Source organism: Bradyrhizobium sp. AZCC 1678, assembly GCF_036924765.1.
GTDB classification, from domain to species: domain Bacteria; phylum Pseudomonadota; class Alphaproteobacteria; order Rhizobiales; family Xanthobacteraceae; genus Bradyrhizobium; species Bradyrhizobium algeriense.
Genome location: NZ_JAZHSE010000001.1, coordinates 4,486,166 through 4,508,834 on the forward strand (window position 1 = coordinate 4,486,166; position 22,669 = coordinate 4,508,834).

The window sequence follows — 22,669 nt, forward strand, 5'->3', positions numbered from 1 at the left end:
AGAGCATGATCCGGAAAAGTGGGTACCGGTTTTCCGAAAAGATCATGCGTAAATCAAAGAGATAGAGTGGGATGACGATTCGAAGAAAAGTCATCCCGCTCTAGGGCAACTTCACGACGCCGCGCGATGCGCCTCTTCCTGCAGTCGTGACCGCAGCGACTTCGCGGAATCGTTCGGCAGCAGCGTTGCCACGGTGACCGCCGGCTCCGATCGTGCGTCGCGCGTGCCGTGGCTGGTATGGCGCATCACGCTCGACAGCCGCCGTGCGATGGTGTGCGCCGTCTTCAGGTCGGTTTCGGCAAAGACCACGACAACCGAGCCGTCTTGCTGGGCGGCGCCGAAATCCATTTGCCGCATCAGGCGGCTGATGATCCGCGCGCCGTCGACTTGCGCGCGGGGATGCTCGGGATCGAACGCAAAGCGTGCGACCGACAACCCGCCGCCGCGTTGCTGCGTCTGGTAGATGGCGCTGGCGAAGTCGCGCTCGAAGGCGTCCCGGGTGAGCAGGCCGGTCCGCGCGTCGATCAGGCCATCGGCGTCGATGGCCTTCAGCGTGCGGCTCAGATGCACTTCGAAGGCATGCTGGCGGATCAGCGGCAGCGCCGCCGCGACCACCAGGGTGGCGTCGTCGGAGACGATTTCGAGGTTCGGCAGATCGTAGGCCGGCGCCAGATCGTTTGCCGTCACGACGACGGGAAGGTTGCGGAAACGGGCATCCTCCGTCAGCACGGTGAGGAAGGCGTCGACCACGCGCGGGCTGAAACCTTCGCCGAGCACGATGCCGTCGATGTCTCTGACGTTGAGATGCTTCGCAGCCGCCTCGATCGAGAGTGCGCCGACCACGCCGGTGCGCTCGCCAAGCGCGACCGACAGCGTCGGATAGGCGCCGCCGCGGCCGATCAGCAGCACGGTAGCGTCGCGCGCCGGATCGATATGCGACAGCGCCATCGATGTTGCCGGCACCAGCCGGCGCATCACGGTCGCGTGCAGCGAGCGCACGCGCAGCGCGGCACGCAGTCGTGCCACCAGACGGTCGGAGCCGCCTTGAGGTTGCGAGGTTTGGGTCTGAAAGAAAGAAATGACGTTGTCCGGATGCGGGAGCCGCGGGTCGACCGCGATCAGCGGCAGATACGGCTGGCGTGCTGCAGCCCGCGCTGCCAGCTCCGCGAGGCCAGCTGCATCGGCGTCGGAGGTATCAGCCAGCACGGCGGCCGGTTGCACCTGTTCGACGGCGCGCACCGCGTCCGCCCACTCGGTCTCGACCACCGGAAACAGCTTCGCGAGGTCGAGCGTGGCGGCAAAGGACGGCCGTCTCGCGGTCGACACGACGAGGATCGGACCTTGCTGGGACATCTTGGGAAACTCGGATCAAGCGCGCATCTGGAGCCTGCGACTCTAGTTTGCGGCGCTTAATGCGGCGTCAACGCCGGCCTCGCCTGGAGGCTCTCAGGCCGCGCTGCTCCGATCGCGAAATGCTTCCACCATCAATGGGTTAAGACCGAGTTCTGTCAGCGCGTCGCGGGCGCGCGCGTTGTCGAGCGCGCGGCCGGCGAGCCGGTGGCCGCTGAGGCGGTCGGGCAATGCGGTCAAGAGCGCGCCTTGGCCGAGCCGCCGCGCCCACTCCTGCAGGTCCTGCGCCAGGAAGCGGTAGCCGCCGACGGCCATGACGCCGGACGGAGGCGCCGTGATGTTGATCGCGCCGGTCACGCGGTCGAGCCGCGCCGCGTAGTCCGTATCGACGTAGTCGCGCGGCGGCGAGGCGATCAGGGAGTCGCTCGGCGGCGGAGGCGGTGCATAGGCTGCGACCGGCACCATCGGCCCGCGCAATCCCAACGTGCCGCGTGGCGTCAGCAGGATCTCGCCCGCGATCGACGATCCCGGCAACTCGCGGGGCGGGCCGTGGGGACCGGGCTTGATCAGGGCCGGCGAGCCGTCTTCCGCGATCCGGCGCGCACCGAACAATCCGGCCTCGCCGAACAGATAGACATCCGTCAGCGTCGCCTGCTGCGCGGTCCAGCACGCGCTGGAGCCGACCTGTTCCGGCGTGCGCCACAGGCCGACGACATTGCGCAGGCTCGGCATCCGCGCAGCGAGGTCCATCTCGTCCAGCCGCAGCGCCAGTTGGGCCGGTGCAATCAGCGTATCGCAGGCCTGCTCGATGATCTGTTGTTCCAGCGCCTCCTCGTCGAACGGATGGTGCAGCACCAGCGTTCCGCCCGACAAGAGCCAGACCGCCAGCGACGAGGCAAGGCCGGCAAACGACATCGGCGAGAAGGCCGACAGCACCGTTGCGCCCTGCGGCACGTCGCTTTCGAGCGACATGGAAAGGCCGCCGGCAATCAGGCCGAGATGGGCGCGCGGAACCGGCCGGAAGCCGTCCGAGGTGACGTCGAACGAAATCAGCGCCGCCTTGCGGCCGTCCTGGATCACGGCGCGCGAGGTCAGGGATTCCCGGAAAATCGCGTTGTCGAGCGAGGCCATGCCTTCGGGCAGGTCGCTGCCGAAGCCGCAGACATGGCGGATCGAGAACGCTTCGGCGGCGGCGTTCATGGCGATGTCCGAATAGACCACGCCGTCGATCTTGCCCGAGGTTACGATCCCCCGCGCGGCGGTGCGGTTGAGCGCCATGGTCAATTCCGACTGCCGCCAGAGCAGCGGCAGCACCGCGACGACGAGGCCGGCGCGGAAGGCGGCGAGCACGGTGAGCGCGAATTCGATGGTGTTGGGCAGTTGAACCGCGATCACGGAATTGGACGGCAAGCCGGATTCGATGAAATGCGCTGATAGCGACGAGATCATGCGGTCGGCCTGCGCGAAGGTAAGACGCTTCGGCGGCTGCCCCGTGATGCGCTGCTTGTTGAGGGGGTCGACCAGCGCCAGCGCATCCGGCTGTCGCGCCAGGTTCCGTTTGAACAATGTATCGAGCGTTGGCGAAGCGGTGGGCTGGGTCACGGCGTTACTTCGGCTCTGTCGCGGGGGGTTGCATCACTTGGGTGAGTTCACTTCGTTCCCGGCTTCTGCCACCAGGTTTCCGGCAGATAGCCCGTCAACGCGGTCGCTACAGGTCGTTCTACCCGATTCCAGCGCGCGATCCATTGCTCCTGCACGTTAATAACGGGGATAGCGTAGAAGCCCGACATCAGGACGCGGTCGAGCGCCCGTACCGCAGAGACGAAAGCCGGGCGCTCGCGTGCCTCGAGCAGCGCCGCGATCAGGGCGTCGATGGCGGGCTCCTTCGCCCCCATGTAATTCCGCGTGCCGGGAATGTCGGCGGCCTGGCTGCCAAAGTAGAAAGACTGCTCGTTGCCGGGGGACAGCGATTGATCCCAGCGGTTCTGCAGCATGTCGAACTCGTAGCCGAGCCGGCGCTGGTCCAACTGCACGGGATCGACCGCGCGAACGCTGGCCTCGATGCCGGCGCGCTTGAGGTCGCGCTGATAGGCCAGTGCGATCCGCTCCTGATCGCGCGTCGTCACCAGGATTTCGAAGGCGAGGGGGACTTTGGTCGCGCGCTGCCGCAACACGGTTCCATCAAGCTCGTAACCGGCTTCCGACAGCAGTTTGAGCGCGCTGCGCAGCGTCGTGCGATCGCGGCCCGATCCGTCGGTGACGGGCAGGCGGTAGCTGCCGTCCAGAATATCCGGCCGGATGCGCTCGGTGAACGGTTTCAAAAGCTCGCGCTCGCGATCGTCGGCCGGACGACCATAGGCGGAGAGTTCCGAACCGGCGAAGAAGCCCGCTGAGCGCGTATAGAGCCCGAAAAAGTAATTCCGGTTGATCCACTCGAAATCGAACAACAGCGTCAGCGCCTGACGTACGCGGATATCGGAAAAGATCGGACGCCTGGTATTGAACACCAGAAATTGCGAGGGCTGCGGCATCGAGATCCGGGCCGTCTCGCGGATCACCTCGCCGTTGCGGGCGGCGGCAAAATCGTAACCGTCGTGCCAGCGCAGCGGTTCGGTCTCGACCCGAAAATCGTAAAGGCTGCGCTTGAACGCCTCGAACTCGCCATTGGCATCGCGATAATAGTCGAGCCTGACTTCGTCGAAATTCCAAAGACCCCGGTTAACGGGCAGGTCGCGTCCCCAGTAATCGGGGTTACGCATGAACGTGACGCTGGCGCCGGGCCTGACGGCCGTGACCCGATAGGGGCCGGAGCCGGTTGGCGCCGTCATCGAGGTTTCTTCGAACGTCGCAACGTCCACGGCATGCCGCGGCAGAATCGGCATCAGGCCGAGGATCAACGGCAATTCGCGATCGGGGACGCCGCCGAAGTCGAACCGCACCGTGAGCGGGTCGGGCGCCTCGGCCTTCGCGACCTTGGAATAATACTGGCGATGATTTGGCCGTCCCTTGTCGCGCAGCAAGGCCCATGTGAACAGCACATCATCGGCGAGCACGGGCTGTCCGTCGGAGAAGCGGGCCTTGGGATCGAGATGAAAGGTGACGTAACTCCTGTCGTCGTCGGTTTCCACACTTTTCGCCAGCAGCCCGTAAAGCGTGAACGGCTCGTCATTGTTGCGCACCAGCAGGCTCTCGAGCACGAGGCCGCGTTCGAACGGAAGACCCCGGACCTGTTGCACGGCGACACCCCGGACGATCAGGGGGTTGAGGCTGTCAAACGTGCCGAGTATGCCCTCCACCAGCCGCCCGCCCTTCGGCGCATCGGGGTTGGCGTAGGGCATATGCGTGAAGTTGGGGGGAAGGGCCGGCGCGCCATGCATCGCCAGCGCGTGGCTTTCGGCCGCCTTTGCTGCGCAGAACGGCGCGAGCGGCGTTACACCCAGCGCGAGGGCAACACACGCCAACACACGCAGGCGGATACGCCCGCAAACGGTCATAGGCGGGCAGGGATTTGATTCGAAAATGCGCACCCGAAAGCTTTACCATAGGCTTCGGCCTGGACCTTCGGGGAATGCCAAAGATGCCTGTCGGCATTGATCTTTTCGCCTGTCGCTGTATTGAAGGCGGGCAATTGATGATGGCGGGAACACCTGTCACGTATCCGCCTCAATTGCCAACGAGACAGCCGCCTCAGCGCGGCTAGGTGTCGGTGCCTGTAGCGGTTTCGGGCGCTGCGGTTCAGAAAGGGTTTTCCGCAATGAATTTCCGTATCTTGGCCGGGTCGATCCGGCCGCGTGGGCAGATCATCGCCCTGTTGGCGGCCTCGGCATTGTCGGCAACGTTGATCGCTTCGGCCGCTCAGGCCCAGCAGCCGGCGCCCGGCGCGCCGAAGGCACCTCCGAAGGCTGCTCCCAAGGCTCCGGCCGCGCAAGCCCCTCCGGCTGGCGCTCCTCCCGCCGCCGCTGCCCCCCAGCCGCAGGAACAGCAAGTCCAGCTGATCTACGCGCCCTGGACCAAGTTCTGCCTCAAGGGTCAGGAAGCCGGCGCCAAGCAGGTTTGCTTCACCGGCAAGGACGGCCGCATCGAGTCCGGCCAGCCCGTCATCGCCGCCGTCATCATCGAGCCGGAAGGCGAGCCGAAAAAGCTCTTGCGCGTGACACTGCCGCTCGGCATGCAGCTCGTGCACGGAACCCGGATCATCGTCGACAGCAATGCGCCGCTGCAGGGCCCCTACGTCATCTGCTTCCAGAACGGTTGCATGTCCGACTACGAAGCAACGCCCGAGCTGATCGCCAGCTTGAAGAAGGGCCAGAATCTCGTTGTTCAGGCGATCAATTCCAACGGCGCGCCGCTGACGCTGCCGCTGCCGCTCGCGGGTGAATTCGCCAAGGCCTATGACGGTCCGCCGACCGATCCGAAGGTGTTCGAGGAAAACCAGAAGAAGCTGCAGGAAGAGCTGCAGAAGCGGGCTGAAGAGCAGCGCAAGAAGCTCGAGGGTGGCGGCGGCGCCAATCCGGCGGCGAAGTAAGAGCCGCATCGCTCGACAAAACACAAAAGGCGCCCGGGCAGGGCGCCTTTTTTATTTCGGTTTCTATCGTGCTGGTCAGTGAGGACGCTCGACCCGCGGTCTCGCGTCGGCCGCGCTAGTTCAGCGACGGATTGCGCGGGCGATAGCCGCCCGACTTGTCCTTCACGAAGATCTCGGCGACCTGCGAATGGCGGATCGGCTCGCCGGAATCGTCCGGCAGCAGGTTTTGTTCGGAGACATAGGCGACGTATTCGGACTCCGAATTTTCCGCGAGTAGGTGATAGAACGGCTGATCCTTGTGAGGCCGAAGCTCCTCGGGAATCGACAACCACCATTCCTCGGTATTGTTGAATTCCGGATCGATGTCGAAAATCACGCCCCGGAATGAAAACACCCGGTGGCGGACGATCTGCCCGATCTGAAATTTGGCGGTGCGCGCTTTGATCATGTTCCGTCGAATAGACCATGATTGTGGCCGATGCTAGGGGCAATAGGACGAATTAACCTTTACATGTGGTGGCCGCGTCCGGCGCCATGCCCCCGAAATCACTGACGAAAAGACGTTTTCGAGATGGTCGATATCCTCAACCTCGCGCTTCCCTATTTTGGGTTGATTTTCATCGGCTTTGCCTGCGGCAAGACCAGAGGGCTGCCGGAATCGGGGCTCGCCTGGATGAACTTCTTCCTGCTGTACGTTTCTCTGCCGGCGTTGCTGTTTCGCATCATGTCGGAGACACCGTTTTCCGAACTGAACAACCCGCCATTCCTGATCGCGACGACGATCGGCACGGTCAGCGCGTTCGTGCTGGCGATGGTGACAGGGCGGATCATCGGCGACCTCTCGCTGCGCAAGGCGACGATCTCGGGCCTTGCCGGCGCCTACGGAAATATCGGCTACATGGGACCGGGGCTGGCGCTGGCGGTGCTTGGCAGCAAGGCGGCGGCGCCGACGGCGCTGATCTTCTGCTGCGACAGCATTTTCCTGTTCTCGATCGTGCCGCTGTTGATGGCGCTGACCGATCGCAAGCATCCCTCCTTCCTGCACGCGATTGGCGTCGCCGTGCGGCAGATCGTGCTGAACCCGCTGATCATGTCGGCTGCCGCCGGAGCGCTCGCTGCGGCGCTACAAATTCAACTGCCCGTTGCGGTCGACAAAACGCTGCTGTTCCTGCAGAACGCGGCCGCGCCGACCGCACTGTTCGTGCTCGGCGTCACCGTGGCACTGCGCCCGTTCGATCGCGTGCCCTGGGAAGTGCCCGGCGTGATCGCGATCAAGCTGCTGGTCCATCCGCTGATCGTGTTCGGCTTGATGCTGCTGTTCGGGCCGTTCGCGCAGCCCTGGGCGGCGACCGCGGTCCTGATGGCAGCGCTGCCGCCGGCGCTGAACGTGTTCGTGATGGCGCGGCAGAACAATACCTGGATCGAGCCGGCGTCGGTCGCCGTCCTGATCGGGACCTTCGCCTCCGTGGTCACGCTGACCGGCGTGATGTGGTTCATCCAGAGCGGCCGGCTGGTGTTTCCGTAAGGCGTGGCACGGGTGCTCGAGACACAAAATCGCGAAAACAACCCCATGCAAAGTAGAACAGGGCTCGGCTCGCAGCACTCACGCCGCCGGCGTCCGGCTCTAGCTGACGCGCTTCCAGGTCGGCGCCAGCCCCTCCCGCATCGCGAGCCGCCGCAGCGGGCCAAATGAGCCAAGAAGGTGCATGCCCACCGCGCGCAGCGATTGCATGGGCAGGAAGTCGCTGAGCAGTGAGCGATTGGCGACATCGATGGCAATCAGCCGGCTTGCGACGTCGGCGCGGCGGGCGGACTGATACCGCGCCAGCACCGCTGGCGATCCTGGATCTTCCCCGAGCGAGATTGCGCTGCCTGCGATGTCGGCGATATCGGCGGCATCGCGCAATCCCATGTTGAGGCCCTGCGCGCCGATCGGGGGCACCACATGGGCGGATTCGCCGACCAGCGCGACGCGATGGCTGGCGAATTGGTCGGGACGCTCGATCGTCAGCGGAAACACGTTGCGCCCGGCTTCAACCTGGACGCGGCCGAGAATGGAGTGCGACTGCGTTTCCGCGGCCTCCGACAATTCGTCGTCGCTGAGCGACATCAGCCGCTCGGCTTCCCTGGTCGTCGAGACCCACACCACGCTGCAGCGGTTGCCGGGCAGGGGCACGAATACGCATGGACCTTGCGCGGTGTGAAATTCGGTGGAGATGCCGTTGTGCGGCCGCGAATGGGTGATGTTGAGGGTCAGCGCCGACTGATGCAGGTCGCGGCGGCTGATCCCGATTCCGGCCGCCTCGCGGGAAGGCGATTGCCGCCCGTCGGCGCCGATCACCAGCCGCGCGGTGAGTTGCTCGCCCTTGCCGGTATGGATGGTGACGACCGCGTCCTGCGGACCGATCATTGCCGCCTCATCGTCAAATCGGGTCAGGTTCGAAAGCTCGGCGGCGCGCTCTTCGAGGGCGACCATCAGCGAGCGGTTGTCGATGTTGTAGCCGAACTGTTCGAGACCGATCTCGTCCGAGGAAAATCGCACCTCGGGCGCGCGGATCAGCCGGCCGGTGTCGTCGACGAGGCGCATGGTCCGCAAGGCGGCGGCCTTGTCGCGGCAGCGGGGCCAGACCTCCAGACGTTCGAGCAGGTCGGTGGAAGCCCCGAGCAGCGCCGTGGTGCGGTTGTCGGCATAGGGGACGCGGCGGGCGAGCAGTGCGACCTTCGCGCCGGTCGCGGCCAGCGCGATGGCCGCGGTCAATCCCGCCGGGCCGCCGCCGATCACGGCGGCGTCATAAACTTGCGATGCATCGTTCATATTGGGACAATTGACGTTCGGAGCGGCATTTTCAAGCCATCAACTGGCCGAAATGTTTCCGCCCAATCGCGCGGCGGAACGCCGCAAGCGCCGATATGCAAATCGGGGCGATTCCTGATAGCACTGCCGGAGCAATGGACCAGACAACCGAGCCAGATTCCGCACCCACGACCAGCCGAATGCGGACCGCAGCATTCGCCGTGCATCTCTTCACGGCGATGGGCGCGGGCGTGGCGTTGCTGGCGATGCTGGAGGCCGTGCGCGAACACTGGGCCAACATGTTCGGCTGGCTTGGCGTCGCCTTGGTCATCGATGCGATCGATGGCCCGCTGGCGCGAAAACTGGAGGTCGTTCGGTTACAGCCGAACTGGTCGGGCGAGGTGCTCGATCTCGTCGTCGATTACGTGACCTACGTCTTCGTGCCCGCCTATGCCATCACCGCGAGCGGGATGCTGCTGCCGGTGGCGGCGCCAATTCTCGGCATCGGCATTATGGTGTCGGGTGCGCTTTATTTTGCGGACAAGCGCATGAAGGCGTCAGACAATCATTTCCGCGGTTTTCCCGCGCTATGGAACGTCGCGGCGTTTTATTTGTTCTTGTTGCACTTGCCGCCTGCGCTTTCCAGCATCGGCATCGCAGTCCTGATCGCGCTGACATTCGCGCCGTTTCATGTATTGCATCCGATCCGGGTGGTGCGTCTGCGCTGGCTGACCCTGTGGCTGATGGCCGTCGGAGCCGTGCTGGCGATCTATACGCTCTTCCGCGATTTCGACGTGGGCGCTCCCGTCGTCGCCGGGCTTTGCGCCATCGCGGCTTACGTAATAGGAAGTGACGCCGTGATCCGGCAAATCAAGTCGTTCAAGGCATGATGGAATTATTGACGAGCCCGGAAGCCTGGGCGGCGCTGTTGACCTTGACAGCGCTGGAAATCGTGCTCGGCATCGATAACGTCATTTTCATTTCGGTGATCGTGTCGCGCATTCCTCCCGCGCAGGCCAAACGCGCACGCCAGATCGGCCTGCTTCTTGCGCTGGTGTTTCGCATCATACTGCTCAGCGTGCTGGTGTGGCTGATCGGCCTGACGGAGCCCGTCGTCACCGTGAGAAACGTCGAGTTTTCGTGGCGCGACATCATCCTGATAGGCGGCGGGGCGTTCCTGATTGCCAAGGCGACGCATGAAATACATGGCGAGGTCGAGGCCGGCGACGCCGAACCTGATGGCGAACCAAAGGCCAGCGCATTTTTCTGGGTGATCGTTCAGATCATCGTCATCGACATGGTGTTTTCGCTGGACTCGATTATCACCGCGATCGGCATGGCGCAGGATCTCGAAATCATGATCGCGGCCGTCGTGATCGCGTGCATCGTCATGTACGTCTCGTCGGGCCCGGTGGCGCGGTTTGTGGCAAATCATCCGACCACAAAAATGCTGGCGCTGGCGTTCCTGGTGCTGATTGGCGTGGCGCTGGTCGCGGACGGTTTCCAATTCCATATCCCGCGCGGCTACATCTATTTTGCCATGTTGTTCGCGGCCGCCGTAGAACTGTTCAATGTGCTCGCCAGGCGCAACCGCCGGAAGGCCGCCCGGTAGCCGGTTTCGGCCGCTGAGTTGACATCCGGGCGGCGATGGCTTTCGTTTCGCTTTCGAGTTGGGTACTTCAGGAAATACCGAGGGAGAGACTGTCATGACCAAGGCCGTGCGCGTGCACAAGGTGGGGGGTCCGGAAGCCCTGGTGTATGAGGACGTGGACGTGCCGGCGCCGGGACCGGGCGAGGTCCGTATCCGTCAGCATGCCGTCGGCCTGAATTTCATCGACGTCTACTTCCGCACCGGCCTCTACAAGGCGCCGGGCCTGCCGTTCATCGCCGGAAACGAAGCCGCGGGCGAGGTCGTGGCGGTCGGGACGGGCGTCACCAATTTTCACCCCGGCGATCGCGTCGCCTACTATTTCACGCTCGGCGGCTACGCCAGCGAGCGGGTGATCCCGGCGGACAAGCTGGTCAAGCTGCCCGACCACATCACCTACGAGCAGGGCGCCGTCCTGATGCTCAAGGGGCTGACGGTCTGGTACCTCCTGCACAAGACCTTCAAGGTCGAGCCCGGCCATCGCGTGCTGATCCATGCCGCCGCGGGCGGCATTGGGCTGCTCGCCTGCCAGTGGGCAAAGGCCCTCGGCGCGCATGTGATCGGCACCGTGGGCTCCAAGCCAAAAGCCGACCTCGCGCTCGCCAATGGCTGCGACCACGTCATCCTCTACAATGAGGAGGACTTCGTGGCGCGGGTCAAACAGATCAGCCGCAACGAACTTTGCGATGTCGTCTATGACGGCGTCGGCAAGACCACTTTCCCGGGCTCGCTGTCGTGTCTGCGGCCCCGCGGCCTGTTCGTGAGCTTTGGCAACGCCTCCGGCCCGGTGCCGCCGTTTCCGCTCACCGAACTCAACAATCACGGCTCGCTGTTCGCGACGCGGCCGAAGCTCAACGATTATGTCTCTACCCGCAAGGAACTGCTCGAAGGCGCCGACACGCTGTTTGCTGCCGTCATCAATGGCAAGCTCCACGTGCCGATCAACCACGCCTACGCGCTGAAGGACGCAGCGAAGGCGCATATCGAGCTTGAGAGCAGGGCGACGACGGGGGCGGCGATTTTTAGGCCGTAGGTCTCGGCCCGCCATTCCGGGGCGATGCGAAGCATCGAACCCGGAATGACGTAAAGAGGCTAAGCCACCCGTCTTGCAGCCCCTGCCTTGACCAAAATCGCGTCAAGGCAATCGATCATCAGCGATATCTCCTCGCGTGTGACGTTGAGCGCCGGCATGAAGCGCAGCGCATCGGGCTGCGGCGAGTTGATGAGGACGCCGTCCGCAAGCGCCTCAGCCACGATCGCGGCGCCGATCGGCAGTTTCAAGTCGAGCGCCAGCAACAGTCCGCGGCCGCGCACCTCGCCGAGACCATGGCGCGCCGACAGTTTCTGCAACTCGCTTTCCAGGAAAAGGCCGGCATCCGCCACTGCTTTCAGGAATTCCGGTTTTGAAACCTCCTCAAGCACGGCAAGCCCTGCGGTGCACATCAAGGGATTGCCGTTGAACGTGCCGCCCTGGTCGCCATGCTCGAAGCACGACGCATGCGCGGTCGCGAGCAGGGCTGCCAGCGGCACGCCGCCGCCGATACCCTTGCCGAGCGTCATGATGTCCGGCTCGATGCCGGCATGCTCATAGTGGAACAGTTTTCCGGTCCGGCCCATGCCGGTTTGGATCTCGTCGACGATCAGCAGCAAGCCATGCTCCTTGGTTAGCGCGCGAAGCTCCTGCAGGAATTGATCGGTCGCCGGCCAGACGCCGGCTTCACCCTGGATCGGCTCCAGCATCACCGCGACCGTGTTGTCCGAGATCAGCGCCTTCACTGAATCGAGGTCGTTGAGTTTGGCCTTGCGGAAGCCGGACACTTTCGGTTCGAACAGCGGCTCGAACGCCTTCTTGCCCGACGCCGACATGGTCGCGAGCGTGCGGCCGTGAAAGCCGCCTTCGAAGGTGATGATTTCGAACGCGCCGTTCTTGTATTTCGCGCCGTATTTCCGCGCGAGCTTGATGGCGCCCTCATTGGCCTCCGCGCCGGAATTGGCGAAGAAGACCTGATCGAAGCAGCTGTTCTCGACCAGCGCTTTCGCCAGCTTCAGGCTTGGGCCGTTGTAGAAGGCGGGGCTTGGCGTCAGCAGCAGCTTGGACTGCGCGGCGAGCGCTTCCGCAACGGCAGGCGGCGAATGGCCGAGCGCGTTGACGGCCCAACCCTGCACGAAGTCGAGATAGCGCTTGCGGGAGTCGTCCCAGAGATAGGAGCCCGCACCGCGGACGAACACCACCGGCGGGCGAGCGGTAATCTCCATCAGCGCATCGAACGGATGGGTAGCGTCAGTCATGTCGATCTCCTCAGGATTTTGGGGAAGGGGCAGGCCGAAACGCAAGAAGGCCGCACTTTTGAGGGTGCGGCCTTCTCGAAAACGTTGCTGAACTAGTTAATCAGCGTTGTCGTCGGACACGGCGCAACCCATCGTCGCTGGAGCGACGACGCAGGCAGGCGCGGCGGTTGGTCCGGTTCAGTTTCATGGCGCAGGGCCATACAGCTTGATAGTAGTGGATGTCAAGGGCTTGCGAAATTGTCCGCCCCTCCCAGTTGAAATCTAAGACTGGGTCTTGCGCTCGCGAACGCGCAGTTCGGCCCTGGCAGTAGCGACTATCTGGCCTTCGCTGTCAGTGAGTTCAGCCATCACTTCAGCCGAGCGCTCATCTTGATGTACAAGGCGCGCCGTCGCAATCATCGCTCCCAATGCCGCGGGCTTCAGGAAGCTCGTATCCAGGCGGATCGTTACGGCCGTCAGATGAGAGGGCAGCCTAGCCATGACCGCGTTGCCCGTTGCGGTGTCGAGCATCGCCGCCAACATACCGCCCTGCACGGTGCCATGGCGGTTGGCGAATTCCTTTTTTGCCGTAAATCGAAGTTTCACTTCACCAGAATGCGGATCTACAGAGACGATCTCCCGACCAAGAAGGTGGGCGGCTGGCGGTACTTCCTTCAAGTGATCCGACATCTGGTCGCCCCCATGCCACACCGTGACGTGATCCGTCGTGATCATCTTCAGAAGCTGGCTTCAGAACCCCGCTACGCTGCCGTGCAGATCGTACTGATCAGCGCGTTCGATCTTCGCCGTGACGATCTCGCCGACCTTCAGCGGGCGACGGCTGGAGAGGTAGACGGCGCCGTCAATCTGCGGCGCGTCGGCCTTTGAACGTCCCTTGGCGACGGTCGGGCCGACCTCATCGACGATGATCTGCTGGCGGGTACCGACCTTGCGCTTCAGACGCCGCGCGGAGATTTTCTGCTGCCGCGCCATCAGCGCATTCCAGCGCTCCTGCTTGATTTCTTCGGGCACGGCGTTGCCGATGGCGTTGGAGGCGGCGCCCGCAACCGGCTCGTATTTGAAGCAGCCGAGACGGTCGATCTCGGCTTCTTCGAGCCAATCGAGCAAATACGCAAAGTCGGAATCGGTCTCGCCGGGGAAGCCGACGATGAAGGTCGAGCGCAGCGTCAGATCAGGACATTGCTCGCGCCACTTCTTGATCCGCGCCAGCGTCTTTTCCTGCGCGGCGGGACGCTTCATAGCCCGCAGCACGACCGGGCTTGCGTGCTGAAAGGGAATGTCGAGATAGGGCAGAATCTTGCCCTCGGTCATCAGGCCGATAACTTCGTCGACATGCGGGTAGGGGTAGACATATTGCAGCCGCACCCAAGCGCCGAGTTCGCCGAGTTCCTTGGCGAGGTCGAAGAATTTGGCGCGGACCTGGCGGTCCTTCCAGGGGCTGTCGGCATATTTGATGTCGACGCCATAGGCCGAAGTGTCCTGCGAGATGACGAGCAGTTCCTTGACGCCGGCACTGACCAGCCTTTCCGCCTCGCGCAGCACGTCATTGGCCGGGCGCGACACCAGGTCGCCGCGCAGCTTTGGAATGATGCAGAAGCTGCAGCGGTTGTTGCAGCCCTCGGAAATCTTCAGATAGGCGTAGTGCCGCGGCGTGAGCTTGACGCCTTGCGGCGGCACCAGATCGAGATGCGGGTTATGAACCGGCGGCAGGGCCCGGTGCACCGCCTCCAGCACGCTCTCATATTGCTGCGGGCCGGTGATCGACAACACGCCGGGATACGCCGCCTCGATCTGCTCGGGTTCCGCGCCCATGCAGCCGGTGACGATGACCTTGCCGTTCTCGGCCATCGCCTCGCCGATGGCGCCGAGCGATTCCTGCTTGGCGCTGTCGAGGAAGCCGCAGGTGTTGACGATGACGATGTCGGCGCCGTCATGCTTGCGGGCCAGCTCATAGCCTTCGGCGCGCAGCCGGGTGATAATGCGCTCGGAATCCACCAGCGCCTTTGGGCAGCCGAGGGATGTGAATGATATACGCGGCGCTCGTTCCATTTATCGGCTCATAGATAAGTGTAAATAGTCAAGGTATTTGCAAGCTAGTTTTAATAGCAGGATCGCGGACGGCTAGATCATGTAAGAGCGTAATTAGAATATTGCCCGGTGCCGTCAGGAAAATGGATCTCCCAAATTTCGTGCCCGGTAAAGTTAAAGGCTTGCAGCTTCGTGCTTTCACCGAACACCAAAGTTAGATCCGCCGTCTCACTATCGAATTGCACACCGTTGCAGACTTGTCTCTGCAACCGATTGGATACTTCTTCCTTCGCATCGATTGGTGCGGGAAGGCCGTATTTCTTTTGATGATCGAAGCTACTCAACGATGCGCGCCCGTCTTGGATTAGACGCCAGTACTGGGCTTTCAATACGGTGCCATCGGAAAATCTAATCACGATGGCCGCCGTTCCCTCCGCGTCAGGGATATCGTCGGCGATTACCGAGACGCTGACATTTCTCAGTCTGGCCAGACTCTGTTCGAAAGACTTCGTCACTGACGCTCCAACCTGCCATACAGGGCCAGCACTTTCATAGGATGCCATCGGCCGGCGCTGTTCCGTGGAGGACTTGGCTCAAGAGTTTACATTCTCTGTCTCAGGGGCACCCAAGCGAAACAAAGCTGACTTTGGGCGCGGCGGCCTGTTGCATATTTAATCTGCCTGATTGATATGCACGAGCTAGTCCCAATTGCCCATAATTACAAGGCTTTGCGGGGGCTTTTGACGTGCTATGGATACCCTGCCGGGTTAAGAGTTGATCCATGAGCGCTGAGTCGTCGCCGAAAATCGTCATTGTCGACGAAAGCCCGATCCGGGCCGCGATCCTGGAAGAGGGATTGCGGGAGGCGGGCTTTACCGGCGTCGTGCATATCAGCGAAATGCAGAGCCTGCTGGCGCGGATTTATGCGCTCGACCCCGACGTCATCCTGATCGACCTGGAAAACCCCAGCCGCGACGTTCTGGAACAGATGTTCCAGGTCAGCCGCGCGGTGCGGCGGCCGATCGCCATGTTCGTCGACCAGAGCGATGCGGCCTCGATCCAGGCCTCCGTCGATGCCGGCGTTTCCGCCTATATCGTCGATGGCCTGAAGAAGGAGCGGATCAAACCGATCCTCGACCTCTGCATCTCCCGCTTCAACGCCTTCTCGAAGCTGCAGGACGAGCTCGACCGCACCAAGTCCGCGCTCGAAGAGCGCAAGGTGATCGACCGTGCCAAGGGAATCCTGATGAAGGTGAAGGGCCTCACCGAAGACGAGGCCTATGTGCTCATGCGCTCCACGGCGATGCGCGAGAAAAAGAAGATCGGAGAGATCGCGCAGTCGATCCTGACCGCCTCGGAGCTGTTGAAATGACCACACCGCTGCATATCGGTTTCATTCCGCTGGTCGACGCCGCCGCGCTGATCATCGCCGTCGACAAGGGCTTTGCGGCCGCCGAAGGGCTCGATGTCACGCTGGTGCGGGAGGTGTCGTGGTCGAATGTCCGTGACAAGCTCAATATCGGCCTGTTCGACGCGGCGCATTTGCTGGCGCCGGTAGCGATTGCGTCGAGTCTCGGGCTTGGACACGTCAAGGTGCCAATCGTGGCGCCATTCAATCTGGGCCTCAACGGCAATGCGATCACGGTATCGCCGGCGCTGCATGCGGCGATCATGGGCGAGCTCGAGGGCGACGCCATCGATCCCATGGCCACCGCTCTGGCGCTCGCGCGCGTCGTCGCCAACAGGCGGAAGAGCGGCGCGGAACCGCTGACTTTTGGCATGACGTTCCCGTTCTCCACCCACAATTACCAGCTTCGGTTCTGGATGGCGGCAGGCGGGGTCGATCCCGACGAGGACGTTCGCCTGGTGGTGCTGCCGCCCCCCTACATGGTGGACAGCCTCGCCAACAGGCATGTCGATGCGTTTTGCGTCGGCGCGCCCTGGAACTCGGTCGCGGTCGATCTCGGCGTCGGCCACATCCTGCATTTCGTCTCGGACATCCTGGTCCGTGCGGCCGAGAAGGTTCTCGCAGTCAGGCAAAGCTGGTCGGAAAAGAATGCGGACGTGCTGGCTGCCCTGGTCCGGGCGGCTTCCCACGCTGCCGAATATATCGAGGATCCCGGAAACCGCGCCGAGACCGCGCATGTCCTGGCGCGGCCCGACCGGATCGGCGTCGGCGCCGAGGTGATCCAGCGCACCCTCGACGGCCGGCTGAAGATTTCACCCGACGGCCAGCGGCGCGAGAGCGGCCGCTATCTTCTGGTCGGGCGCGAGGGCGCGGGCCGTCCCGATCCCGCGCAGGCCGCCTGGCTCTATGCGCAGATGGTGCGCTGGGGTCAGACGGCGATGCGGCCGGAGGCGCTGCGAACCGCCATGGGCGTCTTCAGGCCGGACCTCTACGACGCCGCCAAGGGGCATCAGGGCAAGCCCCCTGGCGCTTCTGACGCGATCGGCGCCTTTGCCGGTCCGGCGTTCGACCCCGGCGACATCGCCGGCCATCTGGCGGCTTTCAAAATTGGGCATTGGAAACCTTGAGCCGGGCCTACTGAAGCAATATTAGGCAAAAGTCGTATCCGCTTAATTGCTAGGCAATTTGCACGCGGCACGGCAATGAAGAAGACTTCATGGTTTCGAGGTCGTCCTCGGAACAGTTTGAAATACCAACATATTCTTTTTGAACCCGACTGGCACGCAACTTGTATGTTGCAGTGCGGTCGGCTCGTCGCTGAAGCCTGCTGACCTACGTCCAAGATGGATTTCCGCAGCAACGAAGCTGGTCGGACCGCATAGCAAAATCACAGCCCGGCGACGCGCCGGGCCGATTTTCCTGGCGGTCTATCCCCATTCGTTGATGCCACCCCTCGTGGCCGCAGGAGCTTCGTCGCGCACCATGAAGATCGAAACCCTCACAGTCGATTTTACCGACGAGCAGAAACGCTACCTCGAAGGCTTTACCACCGGTCTGCAGATCAGCCGGGTGGGGCGCGGCCTCGGCGGTGGTAACGCCGGCAAGGCGAATACTGAGCCGACCGGACCGGATGCCGCGCATATCAAGGCGCAGGACAAGGTCACAGCCGCCGGCAAGAAGCTCGCCGACCAGGAAAAATTCAAGCGCGAGGAGCATCCGTTCGATGCCTATCCGCGGCTGAAGCAGCAAGCGCTCGACAATGCGCCACCGAACCCTGCGGATAATTTCCGCTGGCGCTATTACGGCCTGTTTTATGTGGCGCCGGCGCAGGATTCCTACATGTGCCGCTTACGGATCCCGAACGGCATCCTGAAGCACTGGCAGTTTTCGGGTCTTGCCGATCTCGCCGAAAAACTGTGCGGACCGTTTTGCCACGTCACCACGCGGGCCAATCTGCAGGTGCGCGAGATTCCGCCGAAGCACGCGGTGGCGTTGATCGAAGGCATTCAGGACCTTGGCCTGTGTTCGCGCGGCACCGGCGCCGACAACATCCGCAACGTCACGGGGACGCCGACGGCGGGGATCGATCCGCAGGAACTGTTGGATACCCGCGAATATGCGCGGGAGTGGCACTACCACATCCTCAACGATCGCTCGCTGTACGGGCTGCCGCGCAAGTTCAACGTTGCCTTCGACGGCGCCGGCAAGATCGCCGTGCTGGAGGACACCAACGACATCGCGTTTTCCGCGGTCGAGGTGAAGGACGGTTTCGGTGTCGATCCCGGCGTCTGGTTTCGCCTGGGGCTCGGCGGCATCACCGGCCACAGGGATTTTGCCAAATATGGCGACATCATCGTCAAGCCGGCCGATGCGACAAAAGTGTCTGACGCCATCGTGCGCATCTTCATCGATCTCGGCGACCGCACCAACCGCAACAAGGCCCGGTTGAAATACGTGCTCGACGACATGGGGCACGACAAGTTTCTCGCACTGGTCGAGGAGCGGCTCGGCAAACCCTTCACCCGCGTACCGCCGGAAGCGCTCGCCCCGCGGCCGGCTTTCGATCGCATGGCGCATATCGGGGTGCACAGGCAGAAGCAGGAAGGATTGAACTGGATCGGCGTGTCGCTGCCGCTCGGAAAAGTCACCTGCGATCAGATGCGCGGGCTGGCCAGGATCGCGCAGGATCTCGGCGACGGCGATATCCGGCTGACGGTCTGGCAGAACCTGCTGATCCCGGGGGTGCGCGACGGGAACGTCGAACTGGCGATCGCCGCGATCAGGAAGATCGGATTGGCGGTCGAAGCCTCGCAAATTCGCGCCGGGCTGATCGCCTGCACCGGCAATGCCGGATGCCGGTTTGCAGCGTCGAATACCAAGCGCCATGCCGCCGAGATCGGCGACTGGTGCGAACCGCGCGTCAACATCGACACGCCGCTCAACATCCACGTCACCGGCTGCCATCATTCCTGCGCGCAGCACTACATCAGCGATATCGGACTGATCGCCGCGAAGGTGGATGTCGGCGAGGATGTCGATCCGGTCGAGGGCTATCACTTGTTCACCGGCGGCGGCTTTGGTCCGGATGCCGATGTCGGGCAGGAGGTCTATCACGACCTCAAGGCCGAGGATGCGCCGAAGACGGTCGAGCGATTGCTGAAGGCCTATCTCGCACATCGCGTTTCGCCCGAAGAAACTTTCCTGACGTTCGCGCGCCGCCATGACGGCGAGACGCTGCGCAAGCTTGCCGACGCCCAGGTCACAGACGCTCAGGTGTCCTCATGAACCAGATTACACCCCCACCGAAGATCGAGATCATCCCGTCCAGTGCGCCGTTCTCCGAGGCGCAGCGCTCGTGGCTGAACGGCTTCTTCGCCGGACTTCTGTCAGATGCGACGCCGCTGTCGGCGGAGCAGGGCGCGGCCGTCATGGAAGGCGCCGCCGGCGACGGCGATGACGGCGAAGCGCCCTGGCACGACCAGACCATGCCGATGGCCGACCGCATGAAGCTCGCGGAAGGCCGCCCGCTGCGGCGGCGCATGATGGCGGCGATGGCGCAGCAGGATTGCGGGCAGTGTGGCTACGATTGTCATAACTATTCGGAAGCTATCGCGAGCAAGAGCGAGGCGCGCCTCAACCTTTGCGTCCCCGGCGGCAAGGAAACCGCGCGGATGCTGAAGGCGCTCTATGAGGAGATCGACAAGGCGCCGGCCGCGCCGTCATCAGCGCCTGCCGCGGCACCGGCTGCGCCCGCGGTCGTGGCCGAGCCCGGACGATCGCGCGACAATCCGATCGCGGCGACCTTCCTTTCGCGTCGCCTCCTCAACAAGAAGGGGTCGGAAAAGGAGACCTGGCACATCGAGTTCGATCTGTCCGGTTGCGGGCTCGATTATGTGGTCGGCGATTCCTTCGGCATCTTCGCGCGCAACGATGTCGGGCTGGTCGACCAGATCATCGCGCTGCTCGGCGCCTCCCACACCACCAAGGTCAACGGCAAGACGCTGCGGGAAGTCCTGATCGACGACGTCTCGCTGTCGCCGGCGCCGGACTCGCTGTTCGAGCTGATCTCCTTCATCACTGGTGGGACCACCCGCGAGAAGGCGAGGGCGCTGGCGCAGGGCGAGGACCCCGATGGTGACGCGGCGACGCTCGACGTGATGGCAGTGCTGCAGAAATTCTCTGGCGTGCGCCCGCACCCCGAGGCCTTTGTCGAGGCGCTCGAGCCGCTGCAGCCGCGGCTCTACTCGATCTCGTCGTCGCACAATGCGACGCCCGGAAAATTGTCGCTGACGGTCGATTGCGTGCGCTACGTGATCAACAAGCGCAAACGCTTAGGGCTGGCTTCGACCTTCCTCGCCGAGCGCATCAATCCCGGCGATGAGCTGAAGGTCTATGTGCAGAAGGCCCATGGCTTTGCGCTGCCGCAGGATCCGAGGACCCCGGTCATCATGATCGGGCCCGGCACCGGCGTGGCGCCGTTCCGCGCCTTCCTGCTCGACCGCCGCGCCACCGGCGCGCCGGGCAAGAACTGGCTGTTCTTCGGCCATCAGCGCAGCGACTGCGATTTCTTCTATGCCGACGAACTCAATGCCTTGAAGACGTCGGGCCTGCTGACGCGGTTGTCGCTGGCGTGGTCGCGCGACGGCGACAAGAAGTTCTATGTGCAGGACCGCATGCGCGAGGTCGGCCGCGAATTGTGGACCTGGCTTGCCGAGGGCGCCAACATCTATGTCTGCGGCGACGCCAAGCGGATGGCCAAGGACGTCGAGCGGGCCCTGGTCGATATCGTCGCGCAGTTCGGCGCCCGAACCACCGACGAGGCCGTCAGCTTTGTCGGGGAACTCAAGAAGCAGGGCCGGTTCCAGCAGGACGTTTACTAGGGCGTGCGGAGCAGAGCGTGGTTGACGCAAGCTGAACGAATGTGAGGCGTCAGCGCCTGGTTCCCGGAGTATCCGGATTGTGATTTCGGTTGCCTCGCCAACGCTCATACGTGTCTTGGCCGAGACCAAGCAGCGATAATAACAATGTCGAAGGAAACCCCACGATCGACATGCTGTTGTTTGATGGCGCGCTTGTGTCAATCGCTGGCTCACTCGACCGGCGATCCAGCGCTGGTTATCTCATGATGCCTGTCGGATTGTGATATGAGATCATGGTGCTCCTCGTTCACCGCGGGCTTGGCCCTTCTGTTCGTCCTCCTGCCCAGTCCGGCGCGCGTGGCCATGACAGACCTGGACTCACGGGTTCAGGACATTATGGCGGAAAATTTCGCCCCTGTGGTGACGGCCAATGATCCCGGCGGGCTCGCATCCGCCGTGTACGTCGCGGGCCACGTCCAGTTCTTCAACTACGGTCTCGCCGATCAAGCCGGCAAGCGGCCGGTCACACCGGACACGCTGTTCAACATAGCGTCCGTGCGCAAGGTGTTTGAAGCTGCACTGGTCGCGCTCGGAACGCTGCGCGGCGAAATAAGTCTGGACGATCCGGTCAACAAGTACGTCACCGAATTGAATGGCGACTATATTCGTCGGGTCACGATTGGTGAGCTTGCGACCCATACTTCTGGCCTCTTGCTGGCGACGGATCACCCGCCATGGCCCAACGAGTCATACTCGCTGGGCCAATTTCTCGACATCCTCAACGCCTGGACGCCGCAGGCGGGCGAACAGCCGGGCAAACAACGCATCTATACGCATGCCGGTTACGTGCTGCTGCAGCTGGCGCTTGAGCGTCGGTATGGGGTTCCAATAGGTCAGCTCATTGAAAGTCGGATCCTGAGGCCGCTAGGGATGAGTTCGACGCTGCTTCCCGAACGTGGACCGGACAACCGTGCCGTCATGCGTCCTGAATTCATGCAGCGCGCCGTCCAGGGCTATTCCGATGACGGCATGCCAATCGGTCCGCCGGGCGACCAGCACAGCTATTATGATTTCCCTGGGAGCGGGCAGATGTTCTCGTCGGCGCGGGATCTTGCCATTTTTCTCACCGCCTGCCTCGACGGTAGAGCGGTGGATCCTCAGTTGCGCGAAGCGCTGCAGATGACTCAGCGTGAAATGTTCCGTTTCAACGAGAAATTCGGACAAGCGATGGCGTGGGAGAATGTTGACGTGGACGGAGTAGGCGTCGTTGACAAACCGGGCGGGCTCAACAACGCGTCGGCCTATGTCGGACTTGTACCGGATCACAAGGTCGGCGTGATTCTGCTCGCGAACCGTGGCGACTTTGGGCATGAAATCGCCCGCGACCGTGTGCTTCCGGCACTGTCGCGATTGGAACCGAACCTGCCAGCTCACTGATTTGGGTTCCGGCTAGCTCAAATCGGCCCGAATAATATTCTCGCTCTGGTCGGGGAGAGGGGAATTTTCCCCTCGAAATGGAGCGCGCCGAAGCGCCCGCATCGCTATTTCCGCGGATATCTTGAATCCGGACGCAAACGATATTCCATATGCAGTCCATGCCGCGTTGGAGATCGATCATGCGCGAACTATCGGCGGAAGCCCGCCTGCACCTTTACGCACGCTCGGTGTCCCGCCGTTCCGGCGCCGGCTATACCGCCGCGCTCTACAGCGCGTTCGCGCTCATTGCCGCCATCGTGTTCGGCACGCTCTCGGTTCATCCGTTCTAGGA

Annotated in this window: 20 protein-coding genes; 11 read left to right on the plus strand and 9 right to left on the minus strand. The window is 63.1% G+C overall.

Translation table 11 applies throughout. The features are described 5' to 3' along the window. Positions 1–111: 111 nt before the first annotated feature. The 3 genes from V1294_RS21135 to V1294_RS21145 all read right to left on the minus strand — a co-directional run bounded on the left by V1294_RS21135 (position 112) and on the right by V1294_RS21145 (position 4,844). A complete protein-coding gene (locus V1294_RS21135) occupies positions 112–1,353 on the minus strand; it encodes a GGDEF domain-containing protein (protein WP_334499833.1) in 1,242 nt (413 codons plus the stop codon). Positions 1,354–1,446: 93 nt separating this feature from the next. Next, positions 1,447–2,952 carry a class I adenylate-forming enzyme family protein gene (locus V1294_RS21140; RefSeq protein WP_334499835.1) on the minus strand — a complete coding sequence of 502 codons (1,506 nt, stop codon included), beginning with the start codon at positions 2,950–2,952 and terminating at the stop codon, positions 1,447–1,449. A 47-nt stretch (positions 2,953–2,999) separates the two neighbouring features. Continuing rightward, positions 3,000–4,844 (minus strand): extracellular solute-binding protein, encoded by a 1,845-nt coding sequence (locus V1294_RS21145; protein WP_334504751.1) that lies wholly within the window; start codon positions 4,842–4,844, stop codon positions 3,000–3,002. Positions 4,845–5,104: 260 nt separating this feature from the next. Between V1294_RS21145 and V1294_RS21150 the strand changes: the two genes are divergently transcribed. Beyond that, on the plus strand, positions 5,105–5,875 hold the full coding sequence (locus V1294_RS21150; RefSeq protein ID WP_334499838.1) for an invasion associated locus B family protein: 771 nt from the start codon (positions 5,105–5,107) through the stop codon (positions 5,873–5,875). A 115-nt stretch (positions 5,876–5,990) separates the two neighbouring features. Here the strand turns inward: V1294_RS21150 and hspQ are convergent, their stop codons facing one another. Then, on the minus strand, positions 5,991–6,323 hold the full coding sequence (hspQ, locus tag V1294_RS21155; protein ID WP_108515756.1) for a heat shock protein HspQ: 333 nt from the start codon (positions 6,321–6,323) through the stop codon (positions 5,991–5,993). Positions 6,324–6,446: 123 nt separating this feature from the next. Between hspQ and V1294_RS21160 the strand changes: the two genes are divergently transcribed. Then, on the plus strand, positions 6,447–7,400 hold the full coding sequence (locus V1294_RS21160; protein ID WP_334480839.1) for an AEC family transporter: 954 nt from the start codon (positions 6,447–6,449) through the stop codon (positions 7,398–7,400). Positions 7,401–7,499: 99 nt separating this feature from the next. Here V1294_RS21160 and V1294_RS21165 read toward each other — a convergent pair whose 3' ends face one another. Next, on the minus strand, positions 7,500–8,690 hold the full coding sequence (locus V1294_RS21165; RefSeq protein WP_334499840.1) for a UbiH/UbiF family hydroxylase: 1,191 nt from the start codon (positions 8,688–8,690) through the stop codon (positions 7,500–7,502). A gap of 134 nt (positions 8,691–8,824) precedes the next feature. Between V1294_RS21165 and pcsA the strand changes: the two genes are divergently transcribed. From pcsA to V1294_RS21180, 3 genes are all read left to right on the plus strand, one after another. After that, on the plus strand, positions 8,825–9,559 hold the full coding sequence (gene pcsA / locus V1294_RS21170; protein ID WP_334499843.1) for a phosphatidylcholine synthase: 735 nt from the start codon (positions 8,825–8,827) through the stop codon (positions 9,557–9,559). Beyond that, positions 9,556–10,281, plus strand: coding sequence for a TerC family protein (locus V1294_RS21175; protein ID WP_334480835.1), 726 nt, complete (start codon positions 9,556–9,558; stop codon positions 10,279–10,281). The genes pcsA and V1294_RS21175 overlap by 4 nt, the downstream gene beginning before the upstream one ends. A gap of 94 nt (positions 10,282–10,375) precedes the next feature. After that, positions 10,376–11,350 (plus strand): quinone oxidoreductase family protein, encoded by a 975-nt coding sequence (locus tag V1294_RS21180; protein WP_334499845.1) that lies wholly within the window; start codon positions 10,376–10,378, stop codon positions 11,348–11,350. 59 nt (positions 11,351–11,409) lie between these two features. Here the strand turns inward: V1294_RS21180 and V1294_RS21185 are convergent, their stop codons facing one another. The 4 genes from V1294_RS21185 to V1294_RS21200 all read right to left on the minus strand — a co-directional run bounded on the left by V1294_RS21185 (position 11,410) and on the right by V1294_RS21200 (position 15,149). Continuing rightward, entirely contained in the window at positions 11,410–12,606 is a 1,197-nt protein-coding gene (locus V1294_RS21185; protein ID WP_334499846.1) for an acetylornithine transaminase, read from the minus strand. A 261-nt stretch (positions 12,607–12,867) separates the two neighbouring features. Next, positions 12,868–13,320, minus strand: coding sequence for a PaaI family thioesterase (locus V1294_RS21190; RefSeq protein WP_334499849.1), 453 nt, complete (start codon positions 13,318–13,320; stop codon positions 12,868–12,870). Positions 13,321–13,335: 15 nt separating this feature from the next. Continuing rightward, positions 13,336–14,655 carry a 30S ribosomal protein S12 methylthiotransferase RimO gene (gene rimO / locus V1294_RS21195; RefSeq protein ID WP_334499851.1) on the minus strand — a complete coding sequence of 440 codons (1,320 nt, stop codon included), beginning with the start codon at positions 14,653–14,655 and terminating at the stop codon, positions 13,336–13,338. Between the two features lie 77 nt (positions 14,656–14,732). Continuing rightward, positions 14,733–15,149, minus strand: coding sequence for a hypothetical protein (locus V1294_RS21200; RefSeq protein ID WP_334499853.1), 417 nt, complete (start codon positions 15,147–15,149; stop codon positions 14,733–14,735). Positions 15,150–15,415: 266 nt separating this feature from the next. Here V1294_RS21200 and V1294_RS21205 point away from each other — a divergent pair, with 266 nt between their 5' ends. The 6 genes from V1294_RS21205 to V1294_RS21230 all read left to right on the plus strand — a co-directional run bounded on the left by V1294_RS21205 (position 15,416) and on the right by V1294_RS21230 (position 22,667). Beyond that, positions 15,416–16,006: an ANTAR domain-containing response regulator gene (locus V1294_RS21205; RefSeq protein WP_057852587.1), complete on the plus strand. Its 591-nt coding sequence runs from the start codon at positions 15,416–15,418 to the stop codon at positions 16,004–16,006. Beyond that, entirely contained in the window at positions 16,003–17,169 is a 1,167-nt protein-coding gene (locus tag V1294_RS21210) for a CmpA/NrtA family ABC transporter substrate-binding protein (RefSeq protein ID WP_334499855.1), read from the plus strand. The genes V1294_RS21205 and V1294_RS21210 overlap by 4 nt, the downstream gene beginning before the upstream one ends. A 355-nt stretch (positions 17,170–17,524) precedes the next feature. Continuing rightward, on the plus strand, positions 17,525–19,327 hold the full coding sequence (locus V1294_RS21215; RefSeq protein WP_334499857.1) for a NirA family protein: 1,803 nt from the start codon (positions 17,525–17,527) through the stop codon (positions 19,325–19,327). Beyond that, complete coding sequence (locus tag V1294_RS21220) at positions 19,324–20,922, plus strand: sulfite reductase subunit alpha (RefSeq protein WP_334499859.1); 1,599 nt, start codon at positions 19,324–19,326, stop codon at positions 20,920–20,922. Before V1294_RS21215 ends, V1294_RS21220 begins: the two co-directional genes overlap by 4 nt. A gap of 342 nt (positions 20,923–21,264) precedes the next feature. Continuing rightward, on the plus strand, positions 21,265–22,338 hold the full coding sequence (locus V1294_RS21225; protein WP_334499861.1) for a serine hydrolase: 1,074 nt from the start codon (positions 21,265–21,267) through the stop codon (positions 22,336–22,338). Positions 22,339–22,517: 179 nt separating this feature from the next. Next, positions 22,518–22,667: a hypothetical protein gene (locus V1294_RS21230; protein ID WP_190242127.1), complete on the plus strand. Its 150-nt coding sequence runs from the start codon at positions 22,518–22,520 to the stop codon at positions 22,665–22,667. The last annotated feature ends 2 nt before the right edge of the window (positions 22,668–22,669 follow it).

Excerpts from the sequence above, each read along its gene's own strand:
- V1294_RS21135 (WP_334499833.1), bottom strand. The coding sequence starts at position 1,353 with ATGTCCCAGCAAGGTCCGATCCTCGTCGTGTCGACCGCGAGACGGCCG.
- V1294_RS21145 (WP_334504751.1), bottom strand. The coding sequence starts at position 4,844 with ATGACCGTTTGCGGGCGTATCCGCCTGCGTGTGTTGGCGTGTGTTGCC.
- V1294_RS21150 (WP_334499838.1), top strand. The coding sequence starts at position 5,105 with ATGAATTTCCGTATCTTGGCCGGGTCGATCCGGCCGCGTGGGCAGATC.
- hspQ (WP_108515756.1), bottom strand. The coding sequence starts at position 6,323 with ATGATCAAAGCGCGCACCGCCAAATTTCAGATCGGGCAGATCGTCCGC.
- V1294_RS21160 (WP_334480839.1), top strand. The coding sequence starts at position 6,447 with ATGGTCGATATCCTCAACCTCGCGCTTCCCTATTTTGGGTTGATTTTC.
- V1294_RS21165 (WP_334499840.1), bottom strand. The coding sequence starts at position 8,690 with ATGAACGATGCATCGCAAGTTTATGACGCCGCCGTGATCGGCGGCGGC.
- pcsA (WP_334499843.1), top strand. The coding sequence starts at position 8,825 with ATGGACCAGACAACCGAGCCAGATTCCGCACCCACGACCAGCCGAATG.
- V1294_RS21175 (WP_334480835.1), top strand. The coding sequence starts at position 9,556 with ATGATGGAATTATTGACGAGCCCGGAAGCCTGGGCGGCGCTGTTGACC.
- V1294_RS21180 (WP_334499845.1), top strand. The coding sequence starts at position 10,376 with ATGACCAAGGCCGTGCGCGTGCACAAGGTGGGGGGTCCGGAAGCCCTG.
- V1294_RS21185 (WP_334499846.1), bottom strand. The coding sequence starts at position 12,606 with ATGACTGACGCTACCCATCCGTTCGATGCGCTGATGGAGATTACCGCT.
- V1294_RS21190 (WP_334499849.1), bottom strand. The coding sequence starts at position 13,320 with ATGATCACGACGGATCACGTCACGGTGTGGCATGGGGGCGACCAGATG.
- rimO (WP_334499851.1), bottom strand. The coding sequence starts at position 14,655 with ATGGAACGAGCGCCGCGTATATCATTCACATCCCTCGGCTGCCCAAAG.
- V1294_RS21205 (WP_057852587.1), top strand. The coding sequence starts at position 15,416 with ATGAGCGCTGAGTCGTCGCCGAAAATCGTCATTGTCGACGAAAGCCCG.
- V1294_RS21210 (WP_334499855.1), top strand. The coding sequence starts at position 16,003 with ATGACCACACCGCTGCATATCGGTTTCATTCCGCTGGTCGACGCCGCC.
- V1294_RS21215 (WP_334499857.1), top strand. The coding sequence starts at position 17,525 with ATGAAGATCGAAACCCTCACAGTCGATTTTACCGACGAGCAGAAACGC.
- V1294_RS21220 (WP_334499859.1), top strand. The coding sequence starts at position 19,324 with ATGAACCAGATTACACCCCCACCGAAGATCGAGATCATCCCGTCCAGT.
- V1294_RS21225 (WP_334499861.1), top strand. The coding sequence starts at position 21,265 with ATGACAGACCTGGACTCACGGGTTCAGGACATTATGGCGGAAAATTTC.
- V1294_RS21230 (WP_190242127.1), top strand. The coding sequence starts at position 22,518 with ATGCGCGAACTATCGGCGGAAGCCCGCCTGCACCTTTACGCACGCTCG.